16 protein-coding genes and 1 other annotated feature are annotated in these 16,409 nt (G+C 44.3%); of the genes, 13 read left to right on the top strand and 3 right to left on the bottom strand.

The genetic code is table 11. The features are described 5' to 3' along the window. The first annotated feature begins 44 nt into the window (after nt 1–44). From ACQCVE_RS11355 to ACQCVE_RS11345, 3 genes are all read left to right on the top strand, one after another. Nucleotides 45–779, top strand: coding sequence for a hypothetical protein (locus ACQCVE_RS11355; protein WP_426862868.1), 735 nt, complete (start codon nt 45–47; stop codon nt 777–779). Nucleotides 780–834: 55 nt separating this feature from the next. After that, nucleotides 835–1,458 (top strand): hypothetical protein, encoded by a 624-nt coding sequence (locus tag ACQCVE_RS11350; protein WP_426862867.1) that lies wholly within the window; start codon nt 835–837, stop codon nt 1,456–1,458. A gap of 88 nt (nt 1,459–1,546) precedes the next feature. Then, complete coding sequence (locus ACQCVE_RS11345) at nt 1,547–1,732, top strand: ComZ family protein (protein ID WP_426845255.1); 186 nt, start codon at nt 1,547–1,549, stop codon at nt 1,730–1,732. A 92-nt stretch (nt 1,733–1,824) separates the two neighbouring features. Here ACQCVE_RS11345 and ACQCVE_RS11340 read toward each other — a convergent pair whose 3' ends face one another. Beyond that, nucleotides 1,825–2,076, bottom strand: a complete 252-nt coding sequence (locus tag ACQCVE_RS11340) for a hypothetical protein (RefSeq protein ID WP_426845256.1) — start codon at nt 2,074–2,076, stop codon at nt 1,825–1,827. 258 nt (nt 2,077–2,334) lie between these two features. On the opposite strand from ACQCVE_RS11340, the gene ACQCVE_RS11335 reads away from it, so the two are divergent. The 5 genes from ACQCVE_RS11335 (at nt 2,335) to ACQCVE_RS11315 (ending at nt 8,119) form a co-directional block, all read left to right on the top strand. Further along, nucleotides 2,335–3,267, top strand: coding sequence for a beta-ketoacyl-ACP synthase III (locus tag ACQCVE_RS11335; RefSeq protein WP_426845258.1), 933 nt, complete (start codon nt 2,335–2,337; stop codon nt 3,265–3,267). A gap of 43 nt (nt 3,268–3,310) precedes the next feature. Further along, nucleotides 3,311–4,549: a beta-ketoacyl-ACP synthase II gene (gene fabF / locus ACQCVE_RS11330; RefSeq protein ID WP_426845260.1), complete on the top strand. Its 1,239-nt coding sequence runs from the start codon at nt 3,311–3,313 to the stop codon at nt 4,547–4,549. Nucleotides 4,550–5,011: 462 nt separating this feature from the next. Continuing rightward, complete coding sequence (locus ACQCVE_RS11325) at nt 5,012–5,794, top strand: DUF2268 domain-containing protein (protein WP_426845262.1); 783 nt, start codon at nt 5,012–5,014, stop codon at nt 5,792–5,794. 93 nt (nt 5,795–5,887) lie between these two features. Continuing rightward, entirely contained in the window at nt 5,888–6,640 is a 753-nt protein-coding gene (locus tag ACQCVE_RS11320; protein ID WP_426862865.1) for a YjbA family protein, read from the top strand. A 162-nt stretch (nt 6,641–6,802) separates the two neighbouring features. Next, nucleotides 6,803–8,119, top strand: a complete 1,317-nt coding sequence (locus ACQCVE_RS11315; RefSeq protein ID WP_426845266.1) for an MFS transporter — start codon at nt 6,803–6,805, stop codon at nt 8,117–8,119. Nucleotides 8,120–8,501: 382 nt separating this feature from the next. On the opposite strand, the gene trpS is transcribed toward ACQCVE_RS11315, so the two are convergent. Next, the gene (gene trpS, locus ACQCVE_RS11310) at nt 8,502–9,491 is read right to left on the bottom strand and encodes a tryptophan--tRNA ligase (protein WP_426845268.1); all 990 of its coding nucleotides are present in this window, start codon (nt 9,489–9,491) and stop codon (nt 8,502–8,504) included. 50 nt (nt 9,492–9,541) lie between these two features. After that, nucleotides 9,542–9,756 (bottom strand) — a binding site (T-box leader). Between the two features lie 45 nt (nt 9,757–9,801). Continuing rightward, entirely contained in the window at nt 9,802–10,155 is a 354-nt protein-coding gene (locus tag ACQCVE_RS11305; RefSeq protein WP_426845270.1) for a DUF3899 domain-containing protein, read from the bottom strand. Nucleotides 10,156–10,535: 380 nt separating this feature from the next. Between ACQCVE_RS11305 and ACQCVE_RS11300 the strand changes: the two genes are divergently transcribed. From ACQCVE_RS11300 to ACQCVE_RS11280, 5 genes are all read left to right on the top strand, one after another. After that, nucleotides 10,536–12,230 carry a peptide ABC transporter substrate-binding protein gene (locus ACQCVE_RS11300; RefSeq protein ID WP_426845272.1) on the top strand — a complete coding sequence of 565 codons (1,695 nt, stop codon included), beginning with the start codon at nt 10,536–10,538 and terminating at the stop codon, nt 12,228–12,230. Nucleotides 12,231–12,365: 135 nt separating this feature from the next. Then, nucleotides 12,366–13,295, top strand: a complete 930-nt coding sequence (gene opp3b / locus ACQCVE_RS11295; protein WP_426862863.1) for an oligopeptide ABC transporter permease — start codon at nt 12,366–12,368, stop codon at nt 13,293–13,295. Further along, nucleotides 13,295–14,323 (top strand): oligopeptide ABC transporter permease, encoded by a 1,029-nt coding sequence (gene opp3C, locus ACQCVE_RS11290; RefSeq protein WP_426845276.1) that lies wholly within the window; start codon nt 13,295–13,297, stop codon nt 14,321–14,323. Before opp3b ends, opp3C begins: the two co-directional genes overlap by 1 nt. 18 nt (nt 14,324–14,341) lie before the next feature. Then, nucleotides 14,342–15,385, top strand: a complete 1,044-nt coding sequence (locus ACQCVE_RS11285) for an ABC transporter ATP-binding protein (RefSeq protein ID WP_426845278.1) — start codon at nt 14,342–14,344, stop codon at nt 15,383–15,385. Then, entirely contained in the window at nt 15,386–16,327 is a 942-nt protein-coding gene (locus tag ACQCVE_RS11280) for an ABC transporter ATP-binding protein (protein WP_426845280.1), read from the top strand. The last annotated feature ends 82 nt before the right edge of the window (nt 16,328–16,409 follow it).

Genomic DNA, 16,409 nt, shown 5'->3' with positions numbered 1-16,409 from the left:
AGATATTGCGGACACAATTCTAAAACAGATAGGCGGTGAGCAGCATGGAAATCTATGATCGCTTTTTTAAATTTGAATCCGAATGGACAGTCATTCATACTCCATACCAGCCTAATGGTTTTGGCGTCTTCCTGTTGGGTGATAAAAATCATTTTGTGGATAGCGATTCCAGCTTTTGGATGCAGCATCTTGGGCGTAAACAGCTGCTCGCCGCATTAAGAAAAGCCGGCTTTACCATTATTCAATCTAATCTGCATGGCAGCCATTGGGGATCACCTAAAGCGGGAAACCTGGCAGAGAAATTGCTGCATCTGCTGCCGAAAAAAGAAATTTTAAATGATAAAGTTCATATTCTGGCAGAGGGGACCGGGGCTCTGGCAGCAATGGATCTGATGCAAAGATGTCCCGAACGGATCCGGTCCATCGGTCTTTTCAATCCTTGCCTGGACCTGCAAGGCTATTACCGGGATGAAAAAAACAATAAGCTTTTCTATAAACGCCTTACAAGGGAGATTGCAGCAGCCTATGAGGTGGAAGAAAAAGAATTAGAATCGATTCCTTTAAGAAGTTTGCATCCATCAGAATCCAGAGTGCCTGTGAAAATATGGGACAGGATGAGCGGTACGCCATTTCCATATCAAAAGCATAGCAAGGTTTTTGAAGAGTTGCGCAAACAGCAGGGCTCTCCGATTGAATTGATCCTGCACCTTGGGGAACAGCCGTACCGGATTCATCAATCTGTCATCAAATTTTTTACTTTGCACCAAAAAAACCTTTAACCGAACCGGCACTTGAGGCATAAGGTAAGATAATGACTTCTCAAGGAGGAATACCATGAAGCAGGCAGCTGTTTTAGGAGCGCAGACGTTTCTTGGATTTGCATTATGCGGAGAGCTGGTGGAAAGAGGGGTCCCGGTAAAAGCTGTTTTTGATCAGCCAGGGAATAAGCATGAAAAACGGACGATGGAGGAAAAGTGGCTTACCATCGGAAGGAATGCTCTCTTTACACCGGTTTGCAGGGAGGACCACCCCAATTTAAAGGAATGCGGGGTTGTCTTTAATCATCCGGAAAACGTTATTGAGGTTGAAGCCTTGCATGTAATCAGCATGATTTTAACTAATGGGGAAAGAGCGGCTGGAGAAAACGAAACCCTGATCTACCTTGGCTCGCTTTACGGCCCTTGGCAGCCTGCCACTGAAGAACTGAATCGCTGGGCAGCATCTGATTTTACGTTTCCTCCTTTTAACGATGACCCGGGTTTATTTATAGAGGATGCAGCAGCAGCGGTTATCGATATAGCGTTCGGGGAAGGGACCAAGGGACAATCCTATTATCTCCCGGGAAATGGAGTAAGGGCAGATAACCAGTACCCGCTCACACAGAAGACTTCTCTCGAAAAAGGACTTGAACAGCTGCAAACGCATATGGAGCTTTACCCATTTTTGTACGGCTCCTAAAGCGCTTGTCTGATTCAGGATTTCATCATATAGTAATAGGGCATCCGCTGGACAAGCGGGAATCTTTATAGCCGAAGGAGACAGATCAATGGAACAGCACCCAAAACAAATGGAATTCATGCAGATTGCAATGAAGTATTTTCCAGAGGCTAAACAGCAGCTGGATGGGCTTGGACTTGAGCTGTCAATGGAACATGTTCAGCCGTTGCTTGGGCTTTTCAATAAAGTAATGGCCGAAGCCTATGAAATGGGCAAGAAGGATTCAGCAGAATAAAGGAAAGGCTTGATTCAATAGTGGATCAAGCCTTTTTCCGCGCTGCAAACGCCTTTCATGCAGCCTTCCGCCATCCGCTTAGCCAAGGGGCATTAATCGTTCAGTTTCTTTTTGATTAAGTCGAGCATCGGACTAAGGTTTTTAAGCATGGGCTTCATATCTTTTAGTGAACCCATAATATCACTTACCTGCATCATGATGGTCATATAATCGGCATCGCCGGCGTCCGTTTCTTCCGTCTTGGCTTCTGTCATTTGTTCCGGAGAATCTTCTTTTTGCTTTGCCTGGTCCTGACGGCCGCCGAACATGAGCTGATCAAACCTGTTTTTTTGAGGATTAGCCATTTTTTTCACCTGCCTGAACTTCCGGTTCTGATGATACCAGTCTATGTAAACAAGGTAAATGTGAATGGACGATTGCAACAGAATGATTGAAAAAAAAAGAAAGATACGCTAAAATTAGGACCAAGTCATAATATTTGATGTTAAAAATTAGATTGGCCGATTGAGCTCACAGAGCAGATGCTGATCCTGCATAAAAAACGCAAATCGGCGGACAAGAGTCCAGTTAGGCAAAAAACTAATAATAAAGGGGCTGCACATATGAATGCTGGAATTATCGGAATTGGCCGGTATATCCCTGAAAATGTGATTACTAATCATGATCTTGAGAAACGGATGGATACGTCAGACGAATGGATCCGTACCCGTACTGGAATTGAAGAAAGACGCATAGCAAGCGATGACATTGATACATCTGACATGGCGTTTATGGCCGCAGAAAAAGCATTGGAGCACGCAGGGATTTCAGCACAGGAACTGGATATGATTCTTGTCGCTACGGTTACTCCGGACCGGCCTTTCCCTTCCGTAGCCTGCCGCATTCAGGAGAGGCTCGGCGCAAGACAAATTCCTGCGATGGATATCAGTGCTGCCTGTGCAGGATTCATGTATGGCCTTGTAACAGGTAAGCAGTTTGTTGAAACCGGAGTTTATAAAAATATACTTGTTGTAGGTGTTGAAAAGTTATCTAAAATTACCGATTGGGAAGACCGGAACACGGCCGTCCTCTTTGGAGATGCCGCCGGTGCTGCCGTTTTAGGGCCTGTATCAGAAGGAAAAGGAATTCTCTCCTTTGATCTTGGTGCAGACGGAAGCGGTGCCAAGCATTTGTATCAGGATGAATTTATCATCATGAACGGACGGGAAGTATTTAAATTTGCGGTCAGACAAATGGGTGAATCCAGCGTGAAAGTATTGGAAAAAGCAGGGTTAGGCAAGGATGATGTGGATTTTCTTGTCCCGCACCAGGCGAACATCCGCATTATGGAGGCGGCGAGGGAGCGGCTGGATCTGCCTCCTGAAAAAATGTCTAAAACGGTCAACAAGTTTGGAAATACATCAGCGGCTTCTATTCCATTAAGCATTGTAGAAGAGCTGGAAGCTGGTAAAATAAAAGACGGAGATCTGCTTGTTATGGTAGGATTTGGCGGAGGCCTGACATGGGGCGCCATTGCCATGAGATGGGGACGGTAGTTCGTTAATCTATTCTAATCAAAAAAGATGAGGTGTCTTGGAGATGGAAAAGAAAAGAGTCGTGGTTACAGGACTGGGAGCTGTCAGTCCTTTAGGTTTGGATGCAGAAACTTCCTGGGCCAATGCAATAAAAGGAATATCAGGAATTAAGCCGCTCACCCGGGTTAATCCGGATGACTATCCTGCAAAAGTTGCCGGGGAAATTACGGATTTTGATCCTGAGCAGTATATGGATAAAAAAGAAGCGCGGAAAATGGACAGGTTTACTCAATATGCAGTAGCGGCTTCCTTTATGGCAGTTGAAGATGCAAAGCTTGAAATTACAGACGAGAACGCACCGCGTGTCGGGGTATGGGTTGGCTCCGGAATCGGGGGCATGGAAACATTCGAAACGCAGCATCGGATCCTTATGGAAAAAGGGCCAAAGCGCGTAAGCCCGTTTTTTGTTCCGATGATGATTCCAGATATGGCAGCTGGACAGGTTTCCATTGCACTTGGAGCAAAAGGATTTAATGCCTGTACGGTTACAGCATGTGCTACAGGAACAAACTCCATTGGGGACGCCTACCGGGTCATTGAACGCGGTGATGCGGATGTTATGATTTCAGGAGGAGCAGAAGCCCCGCTTTCCCAGATGGCTTTTGCAGGATTCAGCTCAAGTAAAGCTCTGTCAACCAATCCCGATCCAGCCAAAGCAAGCCGTCCATTTGATGCGGACCGTGATGGATTCGTAATGGGTGAAGGTGCTGGTATTCTTGTTCTGGAAGAGCTTGAACACGCTCTGGCCCGAGGAGCAAATATATACGCGGAAGTCGTAGGCTATGGGGCAACAGGCGATGCCTACCATATTACAGCACCTGCTCCAGGCGGGGAAGGCGGCGTACGAGCGATGAAACAGGCGATTGAAACCGCAAGCCTCAAGCCGGAAGATGTCGACTATATCAATGCGCATGGCACAAGCACACAATACAACGATAAATTCGAAACGCTCGCCATTAAGGAAGTTTTCGGCGATCATGCGCAAAAACTGGCCATCAGTTCAACAAAGTCCATGACGGGACACTTGCTCGGAGCTGCTGGCGGAATCGAAGCCATATTCTCCGTGCTTGCGATTAAGGAAGGAATCATTCCTCCTACCATTAATCTGGACAATCCGGACCCGGAATGTGATTTGGACTATGTTCCGAACGAAGCGCGCAAGAAAGAAGTCAACGTTGTTTTAAGCAACTCACTGGGCTTCGGAGGACATAACGCGACCCTGCTGTTTAAGAAATATCAATAACCATAACCGCCGATTCTTTTGAATCGGCGGTTTTATTTAGTGGGCTGGGAGGTGCCTGACCCTCACTCTGGTAAAGCGATAAAGCTCTGGCACGATCTCTCCAATTCCTTGCTGTTCAAGGCTTCAGGAACATAGGTCTCTGACCCCGCCTGCGGTGAAGCAAGTGGGGACTGGCCCCGTGCCTGGCCCCGCTTTCGCTGCCGCACTAAAGCTCCGGCACCTTTTCCGCCATTCCATGTTGCTTAAGGGCTGAAGGAGTCATGTCTCTGACCCTCACCCCTTTCCAGCACTAAAGCGCTAGCGCAGCCTGCCGCCCACCTTTCTCCGCCGCAGACAGAACACCCGATTCATGCAGCGATTCCAGCCGCAAGATTACTATAGCCTTTCCACCCCATTAAAATTCTCCTGTGATGCCTCCCGTTTTCATCTGTTCATACATACCTTAACTAAGAGGTGATGGCAATGGGTGTGATCCGGACAGATCAATGGTTTGAGGAAGCGGTTCCTTTGAATGAACTGGGGAAAAAGCTAAAACCCTACTTTCCTGACCGAAGTGAAAAGACGCTTATTCAATATTTGCTTACTTTTGGGCTATACAAAAATCCGGAATCTGCAAAAAAAACCGTTCAGGCATTAAAAGAAGAAAAAATGTGGGCGTATGTGAAAAGAGAGGTGGAAGACTTGCGCAAAAAATGGGAGGGACCTAATGTGCCAGTATTCCTGCTCCCGGGAGATTTATCAAATGCCAAGATTCAGCGTGAATATGGAGGAAAATCAGGTCTCGCATTTTTTGATAAGCTTTTTCTTTTTCTTTCCCCGGACGTTCCGAAAACGGCGATAAAGGCATTACTGATCCATGAGTATCATCATATTTGCCGGCTTGAAAAAAATCCAAAAAGAGAAAAGGATTATACGCTGACAGATGTTGTGATTATGGAAGGGTTGGCAGAGAATGCGGTGCGTGAAATCCTGGGAGAGGATCAAGCGGCAGGATGGACCAGGCTGTATGCGGAGACGCAGCTAAAACAGTTTTGGAAGAAGCATATTCTGCCGAACAAGAAAGTAAAACAGGAGGACCGGCAGTTCGATAAACTGATGTATGGATTAGGAATGTATCCTAAAATGCTAGGGTACACTGCAGGCTATTTTGCAGTAAAGAAATATATGGATAAAAATGGAACTGATACACATGCCCTTTTTACAGTGCCTGCCGAAAGGATCATCCAAGACTTGAAAATAGAATAGAAAATGCGTCCATAATCTGAAGATATTGGAATATTTTCAGGTTGTCCTGCCTATACTGATTGACAAACAGAATTTGAAGGTGAGGGGTAAAACATGTTGTTTCTTCATGATGTTTGGGTCAATTGGTTTGAGGGAGAAGAAAATGGATATAACGTGTGCCATTTTCACGAATGGCGAAAGGATGATAGCGTTGAACTGCTCGATCAGGTGCCTCTAATAAAGGTGAATCAGCTGCTGTTCCGCTATATAGAAAATGATCTTTCCGAAATTCCGCAAAGCCTCCTGAAAGACATTCATCAAAAAGCCTACATCCGGAAAAATCATGAACGAATTCAACTGGATTACTGCTTCGTCGTAACGGATGGACAGGGGATCATTGCTGTGGATACGATCGGCTACAGCATCCCTGTCCGAAAAAGCCGATTAATCCCCCGCCAGGAACAGTTGGTTTATGAAATGGTGAAGGATGTGGAACCGGGTGATTATCCTTTCCACGGTCCGCTGCATGGGGAGGAAAAAGAGTTTCACATTCTATCGCTGGGGCCTGATCACATGAGAGGACTGACAAGAAAAGAACGCCAGCTGAAGCAGCTGCTTTTTATGGCGCTGGATCAGCTGCAAACTACTCAGAACACAGCTGAAATAAAATATTGGTATACTGAATGGAATCCCCGCGAGTACGAGCAAATCAAACACCTTGCCTTCCATGATGTCTTTGAAAAGCTCTGTTCAGAAACCATGAACGGCTGGTCGGCCAGACATAAAGCTCTTTGTGAGAACCTTGTTAAAGGACAGCCTTTTTTTGAGAAGCTATGGGAAACGGAGCACGAATCAAAAGTAAACTAAAGAAAGCGGACAAGCCCTTTATCTTACTCCTTTAGCAGGAGTAGAATGAGGGGTTTTTCTATCCCAATATCCCTATACAAATCATGGAAAAAGTGCGTTATACTACCAGGTGAAGCGCTAACATCCTTTAAATCGTTAACGCAGCAAGGGGGATTCTTCATTATGTCTGTTTCAGGTAATCATGCCAGTACAAAGCGCATCACGGGGAATATTTTTAAAGGATCAGTAGGGAATCTGATTGAGTGGTACGACTGGTACGTCTATTCAGCCTTCGCCGTTTATTTTTCGGCTGAATTTTTCCCGCAGGGTGATCCGACCAGCCAGCTGCTCAACACGGCTGCCATATTTGCTGTTGGATTTTTGATGAGACCGATCGGAAGTTTATTATTGGGGAGGTATGCGGACAGGCATGGCAGGAGAGCAGCCTTAACTTTGTCCATTACGGTTATGGCTGCAGGCTCTCTCATTATCGCATGTACGCCGGGCTACAGTTCAATCGGTGTTATGGCTCCGATTATTCTTGTGCTGGCCAGACTCCTTCAAGGCCTTTCGCTGGGTGGAGAGTATGGGACATCCGCAACTTACTTATCAGAAATGGCAAGCACGGGCCGACGCGGATTTTACTCGAGTTTTCAGTATGTTACACTTGTTGCCGGCCAGCTTACAGCTCTTGGAGTTCAGATTATTCTTCAGCAATTGCTCAGTGAAGCAGATATGAGCTCCTGGGGGTGGAGAATTCCGTTTGTCATTGGGGCAATGGGGGCACTGGCAGTTTTGTGGCTGCGGCGGACCATGGATGAGTCGGAGCAATTTGAAAAGATGGGAAAGAAAAAAAAGTCGAATGCCGGTACACTGAAAGCTCTCTTAAAGCATCCAAGGGCAGTTCTTACGGTTGTGGGATTAACCCTTGGGGGAACAGTCGCGTTTTATACATATACCACTTACCTGCAAAAGTTTATGATCAACACGTCAGGAATTCCTAAAGAGACGGTCAGCTGGATTAACTTCTTGGCGTTATTGATCTTTATTGTCCTTCAGCCGCTTGCCGGGGGACTTTCAGACCGAATTGGCAGAAGACCTTTACTGATGGGCTTTGGAATTCTTGGAACATTGCTTACCGTTCCGCTGTTCCTGCTTCTTGAGCAGACATCCAGTCCAGTCGGTGCGTTTTTGCTTATGATGGCAGGACTGATTATTGTAACGGGGTATACTTCTATAAATGCCATTGTGAAAGCAGAGCTTTTCCCGACCCAAATCAGGGCTCTCGGCGTAGGGTTTCCATATGCTGTTACAGTAGCAGTCTTTGGGGGGACAGCTGAATTTATAGCCCTATGGATGAAAAGTATGGGAGTGGAGTGGCTTTTCTACGTATATGTAGCTGCTTGTATTGCGGTCAGCTTCATTACGTATTGGAGAATGAGCGAGTCATCAAAAGATTCTCATCTAGAGTCAGAATGGAAAGCTGAAAATAGTAAATAAAGAAAAGAGGCTGGGACATATCTAAAAATATAGTCATTAAAGCCGAATTTTTCTTTTGAAAAAGCTCTGTTAAACTCGGCTGTTGATTGCAGTTAGCAGGCATTCGCTTATCCATGGGCGGGCGGTGAGCCTCCTCGCCGCTTTGCGCCTGCGGGGTCTCACCTTTCCCGCTGTTCCCGCAGGAGTCTCATGCCTTCCACTCCAAACATCAGGTGGTAATAAATCAACATCATACATGAACAAAGCCTTTGAAAAAAACATGAAAACGAATAAAACCGAACGATTACGAAGCTCTATATCAGAGTTTCAAATAATAGTTCGGTTTTTTTGATTAACCGGGAACCTTTTGTCTCAGCCTCTTTTTTCTGAGAGAAAGGGAGGGTTATTTTCGTTTCCTTCCTAATCCCATCGCATTTTCCATTTTTTTCAGCATTTTATTTGCTGCACGGTTTGCGCGTTCTGCTCCATCATCGAGAATCCGGTCCAATTCGTCCGTTTCCATTAATTCATAATACCGCTTTTGAATTGGAACGATTTCATTGACGACGACTTGGGCAAGGTCTCCCTTGAAATCTCCGTATCCTTTGCCTTCATATTTTGCTTCAAGTTCTTCTGTACTCATTCCTGTAAAGATGGAATAAATGGAAAGGAGATTGGAAACACCCGGTTTATTTTCTTTATCATATTTCACAATCCCTTCAGAATCGGTGACTGCGCTTTTGATTTTTTTCTCAATTTGCTTCGGCTCATCGAGCAGAGTAATAAAGGATTTAGTGTTCGGATCGGACTTGCTCATTTTTCTGGCTGGTTCAGCCAGGGACATGATGCGGGCTCCGACTTTTGGTATGCGCACTTCTGGAATAGTGAAAATGTCGTTGTACTTGCGGTTAAAGCGCTCTGCTAAATCCCGGGTCAATTCAATGTGCTGCTTTTGATCTTCGCCAACAGGAACAAGATCTGTTCCATAAAGGAGAATGTCCGCTGCCATAAGAGGCGGATAGGTTAATAAACCGGCAGCAACGGCTTCCTTGCCTGACGATTTATCTTTAAATTGCGTCATGCGCTCGAGCTCGCCGATGTACGCGACGCATTGAAGCATCCATCCCGCCTGAGCGTGTGCAGGTACTTCTGACTGAATAAACAGAGTAGCTTTTTCAGGGTCAAGCCCTATGGCGACATACAAAGCAGCGAGACTGCGAGTGCTCTCCCGAAGCTTGGCTTTATCCTGATGCACGGTTATAGCATGCTGATCGACGATGCAGAAATAGCTGTTGTAATCATTTTGAAGCTCGATAAACTGCTTCATGGCGCCAATGTAGTTGCCGATTGTGACAGCTCCGCTCGGCTGAATTCCGGAAAAAATTGTTTTCAATAGAAACCACTCCTCTTAATACGTAATAAAAAAAGGCCCATTCATCCCTGAAAAGGGACGAATAGACCGTGGTACCACCCTGATTGCTCTCCAAATTAGAAAAGCCTCTTAGCATCCTTTAACGCAGGAATACGGCATTGCCTACTGATTGCTGTTCGGAATGCGGCTCAAAAGTCCATTCAGCGAAGTTCATTGTCTGTTTCCAGCAACCACAGACTCTCTGAAAATGAAGGATTCGCCTACTTCTCTCTCTCTCAGCCGATGCATTTAACTGTTTCATATTATAAAAAAGAATTGCTTTTCGTGCAAGCTAAGCGTAAAAAAACCCCAGACAAACGAGCATAACACCTGTTAAAGAAGCGCCTGCCAGCATAATCGGAATAAAAGGCAAGGAGAGCAGCTCAGAGAACGGCCTCATTTCATCTGCTTCTTCTCTGCTTAAATCTCTGCCTCCGGATTGAAATGTTCTTCTGAAGCTGTAGGTAATTCCATCAAAAAATCCGCCCTGGGCCACCATGATAAACAATGCGGTGAATAAGAATGCTCCGCCAATGAGGAACAAAAGATTAATCAGGGAGAGCAGTGTCACAGAGCCATACAGTAAGATGGAGATGATCAATGAGGCAGCAAGGCCGCCAACAAATAAAATAAAACCGATTTTCATTTGCAATCCCTCTCTTTGCACTATTCATAATACTAGTATCGCCATAATATTTTTATCTAAAATCATTATTGAACAAAAATAGCATCAAGGAATATATTCCTACAATTATACCCAATTTCTATTATACATTACAACATAATACAGAAGTTTACGGTAATTTTACAACTTTACTTTAAAGCAGCAGCGAGTAGGCAGGGATTGTGTAAAAAGCCAATATAAATAAAGGGTTTTTAGGGCTTACTAACTACTAAACTAGGCTGGAATTCTTAATTTTATTTCAATATTGTAAACTTTTTAAAAAAAACACATGTACAAATATTCAAAAACTTGTATAATAGTCCTTGTAAGAATTCTCAGAAAATAAAAGGGAGGTCAACTTTGTGAAAAAGACTAAATTTTCACTACTTTTAGTACTTACTCTGGTACTAAGCCTATTCTTATCTGCATGCTATGGCGGAGGAGGAAACTCAGCTAAACCTTCAGGCGGCGGCAGCGAAGGGGAAAATACAGAAAAACCCGCAGCTGACGTACCACAGGAAATCACAGTTCTTGAGACTTCTGCTATTCCTTCATTAGACAGTGCACTTGCAGAGGATACAATCAGCTTGTCTATGCTTAACAACGTAGGCGAAGGTCTTTACCGCACGGATAAAGATCAGCAGACTGTTGACGGAGTGGCAAAAGGCGATCCTGAATGGAACGAGGACGATACAGTCGCTACGGTTAAGCTGAATGAAAATGCTAAATGGTCGAACGGTGATCAGATTAAAGCAAGCGACTTTGTATTCGCTTGGCAGCGTGCTATTAACCCTGAAACAAAATCTCCTTACGGTCCTTATATGATGTCTGGAAAAATTAAAAATGCCGCTGAAATCGCAGCAGGCGAAATGAAGCCGGAAGAACTTGGAATTAAAGCTATTGATGATACCACTCTTGAAATCACACTTGTTAAACCAATCGCATTCTTCAAATCCCTAATGGCATTTGCTACGTTCTACCCTCAAAACGAGAAATTTGTTACTGAAAAAGGGAAAGAGTACGGTATGAATGCTGATAACCTCGTATTTAACGGACCTTTCGTAATGTCTGACTGGGGCGGTAATACGAAAGAAAAATGGACTATGGAAAAGAATGACAACTATTGGGATAAAGATAACGTAACATTGACAAAGATCAACTTCAACGTTGTTAAGGATTCCGCCACAGCAGCAAATCTTTTCGACAGCGGTGAAGCAGATGTCACTGGAAAGCTGTCTTCTGACGTTGTACCTCAATATGAAGGCGACGAAAACCTGGTTAAATGGCTTGAGCCGACAATTTTCTGGTTGAAGCTGAACCAAAAAGACGAAGCTTTGGCAAACGTGAACATCCGAAAAGCAATTGCACAAGGCTTCAACAAAGAAGACCTCGCTGCAAGCATCCTGAACAACGGATCTGTACCGGCAAATTATGCTGTACCAAAAGAATTTGTTAAACATCCTGATACGGGTGAGGATTTCCGTGAGGCAAATGGAGACATGCTGACATACAACCTTGAAGAAGCTCAAAAGGCTTGGGAACAAGGCTTGAAAGAAATCGGCAAAAAAGAAGTTACACTTGATTATATCGGCGGAGACACAGACTCTGCTAAGAAAACAGATGCTTATATGAAAAATCAGCTTGAGAAAAACCTTCCAGGTTTGAAAATCAACCTTAAGAGTGTTCCATTCTCCGTACGTCTTGATCTTGATACGAAAATGGAATATGACATTCAATTTGCTGGATGGGGTCCTGATTACGCAGATGCGATTTCGTTCTCTGACCTATGGATCACAGACGGCGGATCCAACAGAATGGCATACTCTAACCCTGAGTATGATAAACTTCTGAAACAAGCAACAGGCGAACTGGCTGCAGAGCCAGGCAAGCGTTTTGAAGCTCTTCAAGCAGCTGAAAAAGTCCTGATGGACGATGCTGGTCTTGCCCCGGTTTACCAGCGTGCAGCTAACGTACTGGTTGCTCCTAAAGTTGATGGCTTTGTCTATCACTTAAATGGACCAGAATATTCTTACAAGTGGATTAAAGTTACAGAATAATAGAAGTTTGACAGGTTAAAAGAAAAAAAGAGAAAAGGGAGTATACGCTAAATCCTATACTCCCTTTTCTCTCCATTTATTTTGTCGAATAATGAATAATTCGGCGGTATCTTAGTGTTTCCAGGAGGTGCGAGCATGGTTAAATATATTGCACAGCGTATTTTATTTATGCTGATTACACTGTTTATTATTACTTCGGTTACGTTTTTCCTCATGAAAATTATACCGGGTACTCCGTTTACAAATGCGAACAAACTGTCACCTGATCAGCTCGAGATGTTAAAGGAGCAGTATGGGTTAAATGAACCTCTGCCTGTTCAGTACACAAAATATATGGTGAGTGTTGCAAAAGGAGACCTTGGTACTTCCTTCACTTTTGATAATACTCCAGTAACTGCATTAATCTCCGATCGGATAGGACCATCTGCAACAATTGGGTTTCAGGCAATGCTGTTAGGCGGTTTCCTTGGGATATTTCTTGGGATAATTTCCGCACTGAGACAAAATACTTGGATGGACTACGGCTCTACTCTGATTGCTGTCCTGGGTAAATCTGTACCATCCTTCGTATTTGCGGCACTGCTCCAATATTTTATCGTCGTAAAATTAGGTTGGCTTCCAGTTGCTTTCTGGAATGGACCGGAGTACAGTATTTTGCCGACAATTGCCCTATCCATTTTTCCGCTATCCATTGCAGCCAGATTTATGAGAACAGAAATGATTGATGTATTAAACTCGGATTATATAACGTTGGCAAAAGCAAAGGGGTCTAACTACTGGGAGGTTGCGTTTAAACATGCAATGAGAAATGCCCTCATCCCGGTTGTAACTGTGCTTGGGCCATTGGCAATCAGTTTGATGACCGGATCTCTAGTAGTAGAGAAAATTTTTGCTGTGCCAGGAATTGGTGAACAGTTCGTTACATCGATTAATGTTAATGACTATCCGGTTATCATGGGGACGACTATTTTGTTTGCAGCTCTGTTTATCCTCATCATACTTGTTGTGGATATTTTATATGGAGTCATTGATCCACGGATCAGGGTAGCAGGAGGGAAGAAATAATGGCACAGCCTAAAGAAGAGTTTGATCAGAAATCGTTTCAGCCAGTACAGGTTGATTCTCGTGAAGCAGAGGTCATTAATAAACCAAGTCTGAGCTTTTGGCAGGATTCCTGGCTGAGGGTTCGGAAAAACAAAGCAGCTATTTTAAGTTTGATCGCTCTGGCATTGCTTATCATGATGGCATTTTTAGGACCTTTCGTCAGCGGGAAGGATTTCGATACGCAAACGGTCTCACATAACAATTTACCGCCACGGATTCAGGGTTTGGAAAATATTGGCTGGCTCCCTTTTGACGGTATGGCAGAAAGAAAAAATGGTACAGAATACAACGCATATGAACTGAAGAAAGTAGATGAATATTACTGGTTTGGAACAGACGCTCTCGGACGGGATCAATTCACCCGTATTTGGAAAGGGACTCAGGTTTCGCTTTATATCGCTTTCTTAGCAGCAGCCATTGATATGGTAATTGGTGTTGCATATGGTGTAATCTCCGGGTACTTCGGAGGACGTCTAGATTCCTTCATGCAACGGATTATTGAAATTCTTGTAGGTATACCAAACCTGGTTATCGTAATCTTAATGATCATTGTTTTAAAACCAGGTATCTTATCCATTACAATCGCGTTAACGATTACAGGATGGACGACTATGGCAAGGGTCGTGCGTGCTCAAGTCATTAAATACAAGAACCAGGAATTTGTGCTTGCATCCAGGACTCTCGGTTCTTCAAACCTCCGGATTATGATTAAACATTTGTTGCCAAATCTTGTAGGAGTAATTATCATTAACACAATGTTTACTATACCAAGTGCCATCTTCTTCGAGGCTTTCTTAAGCTTCATCGGGCTCGGGCTGAAGGATCCACTGGCATCTCTTGGAACCTTGATTGATGATGGATATAGAACGATGAGGCTGCACCCGCATCTGTTGATATACCCTGCAGTCATTATGAGTATTATTATGGTTAGCTTTAATATGCTGGCAGACGGTCTGCGCGATGCGCTGGATCCGAAAATGCGCGATTAGTAGAGGCAGGTGGAAAACATGGAAAAAATGTTGGAAGTTAAGGATTTAAATATATCTTTTCATACATTTGGAGGAGAAGTAAAAGCGATCCGCGGTGTATCCTTTGACTTGTTTAAAGGAGAGACGCTTGCGATTGTTGGTGAATCGGGCTCTGGAAAATCCGTTACAACAAAAAGTATCATGAGGCTTCTGCCGGAAAGCAACTCTGAATACAAAGAAGGTCAAATTTTATTTAATGGCAAGGATTTGACTAAAGTCAGCGAGAAAGAAATGCAGAAGATTCGCGGTAAAGACATTTCAATGATTTTCCAGGATCCGATGACTTCCCTGAATCCGACAATGAAAATCGGACGTCAGATAATGGAACCGATTATTAAACATCAAAAAGCCAGCAAAGCAACAGCGAAGAAACAAGCGATTGATTTACTGCGCCTTGTTGGGATTCCGAATGCGGAAGCCCGTTTTGAGCAATACCCTCATCAATTTTCCGGCGGGATGAGGCAGCGTGTCGTGATTGCTATTTCGCTTGCCTGCAATCCGAAGGTGTTGATTGCGGATGAACCGACAACAGCTCTTGATGTAACCATTCAGGCGCAAATTCTTGAATTGATGAAGGATTTACAGAAAAAAATTGACACATCGATCATTTTTATAACCCATGATTTGGGAGTCGTTGCAAACGTAGCTGATCGTGTAGCGGTTATGTACGGCGGAAAAATAGTGGAAATCGGAACGGTAGACGAGATCTTTTACAATCCGAAGCATCCGTACACGTGGGGCCTTTTGAGCTCTATGCCAAGTCTTGACGCAACAGAAGAAGAACTTTATTCAATACCGGGAACTCCTCCAAATCTGCTCAATCCTCCTGCGGGAGATGCCTTTGCATTGCGGAGCGAATATGCGATGCAGATTGATATGGAGAAGGAGCCTCCGTTTTTTAAAGTGTCCAACACTCATTATGCAGCAACATGGCTTCTGCACCCGGACGCTCCAGCTGTGGAGCCGCCTGAAGCTGTCCGCAAACGGATGAAAATGTTCCCTGCAGCGAAGGAGGGGAAATAAGTGGCTGAAAAATTACTTGAAGTAAAAAACCTGAAGCAGTACTTTAACATAGGGAAGCCGAACATGGTAAAGGCTGTAGATGACTTATCCTTTGAGATATTTAAAGGGGAAACGCTTGGACTTGTTGGTGAATCCGGCTGCGGAAAGTCTACGACGGGCAGAACGATTATCCGGCTTTATGATGCGACAGACGGCGACGTTATTTTCAATGGCGAGAACGTTCACGGGAAAAAATCCAAAAAAGAACTAAAGCAGCTTAACCGTAAAATGCAAATGATTTTTCAGGATCCTTCCGCTTCCCTTAATGGCAAAATGAAAGTAGTAGACGTTATTGCCGAAGGAATTGATATTCATGGGTTGGCGAAAACGAAGAAGGAGAGGCTGGAGCGCGTTTATGAGCTGCTGGAAACAGTCGGATTGAACCGTGAGCACGCCAACCGCTATCCTCATGAATTCAGCGGAGGTCAGCGCCAGCGTATCGGAATTGCACGTGCTTTGGCTGTAGAGCCTGACTTTATCATCGCTGATGAGCCGATTTCTGCTTTGGATGTTTCCATTCAGGCCCAGGTTGTGAATTTAATGAAGCAGCTCCAAAAGGATAAGGGGCTGACGTATTTATTCATCGCGCATGATTTATCCATGGTTAAATACATCAGCGACCGAATTGGGGTAATGTACTTCGGAAAACTGGTTGAGCTGGCTACGGCTGAGGAGCTGTACAGAAATCCTATTCATCCGTACACGAAATCATTGCTTTCCGCCATCCCGCTGCCGGATCCGGATTATGAGCGCACCCGCGTCAGAAAGACATATGATCCTTCTAAGCATAAGAGCCAGCCTGGCGAAGAGATGGAATTCCGAGAAGTGACACCTGGACATTTTGTTATGTGTTCCAAAGAAGAATTCGATCAATACCAAAAACAGTATTCTGCTACAGTATAATAGAATTAGAAAATGCGCCGGTACAGCCTGGCGCGTTTTTTGGTTTATGTACCAGATGAAGCATTGTGGAATAAAGTGGGCA

The sequence above is a fragment of the Metabacillus sp. 113a genome (assembly GCF_050107635.1).
GTDB lineage: Bacteria > Bacillota > Bacilli > Bacillales > Bacillaceae > Metabacillus_B.
Note: the sequence above shows the minus strand (reverse complement) of the source record. Positions and strands in the feature narration are given on the sequence as shown.

Excerpts from the sequence above, each read along its gene's own strand:
- ACQCVE_RS11355 (WP_426862868.1), top strand. The coding sequence starts at position 45 with ATGGAAATCTATGATCGCTTTTTTAAATTTGAATCCGAATGGACAGTC.
- ACQCVE_RS11350 (WP_426862867.1), top strand. The coding sequence starts at position 835 with ATGAAGCAGGCAGCTGTTTTAGGAGCGCAGACGTTTCTTGGATTTGCA.
- ACQCVE_RS11345 (WP_426845255.1), top strand. The coding sequence starts at position 1,547 with ATGGAACAGCACCCAAAACAAATGGAATTCATGCAGATTGCAATGAAG.
- ACQCVE_RS11340 (WP_426845256.1), bottom strand. The coding sequence starts at position 2,076 with ATGGCTAATCCTCAAAAAAACAGGTTTGATCAGCTCATGTTCGGCGGC.
- ACQCVE_RS11335 (WP_426845258.1), top strand. The coding sequence starts at position 2,335 with ATGAATGCTGGAATTATCGGAATTGGCCGGTATATCCCTGAAAATGTG.
- fabF (WP_426845260.1), top strand. The coding sequence starts at position 3,311 with ATGGAAAAGAAAAGAGTCGTGGTTACAGGACTGGGAGCTGTCAGTCCT.
- ACQCVE_RS11325 (WP_426845262.1), top strand. The coding sequence starts at position 5,012 with ATGGGTGTGATCCGGACAGATCAATGGTTTGAGGAAGCGGTTCCTTTG.
- ACQCVE_RS11320 (WP_426862865.1), top strand. The coding sequence starts at position 5,888 with ATGTTGTTTCTTCATGATGTTTGGGTCAATTGGTTTGAGGGAGAAGAA.
- ACQCVE_RS11315 (WP_426845266.1), top strand. The coding sequence starts at position 6,803 with ATGTCTGTTTCAGGTAATCATGCCAGTACAAAGCGCATCACGGGGAAT.
- ACQCVE_RS11305 (WP_426845270.1), bottom strand. The coding sequence starts at position 10,155 with ATGAAAATCGGTTTTATTTTATTTGTTGGCGGCCTTGCTGCCTCATTG.
- opp3b (WP_426862863.1), top strand. The coding sequence starts at position 12,366 with ATGGTTAAATATATTGCACAGCGTATTTTATTTATGCTGATTACACTG.
- opp3C (WP_426845276.1), top strand. The coding sequence starts at position 13,295 with ATGGCACAGCCTAAAGAAGAGTTTGATCAGAAATCGTTTCAGCCAGTA.
- ACQCVE_RS11285 (WP_426845278.1), top strand. The coding sequence starts at position 14,342 with ATGGAAAAAATGTTGGAAGTTAAGGATTTAAATATATCTTTTCATACA.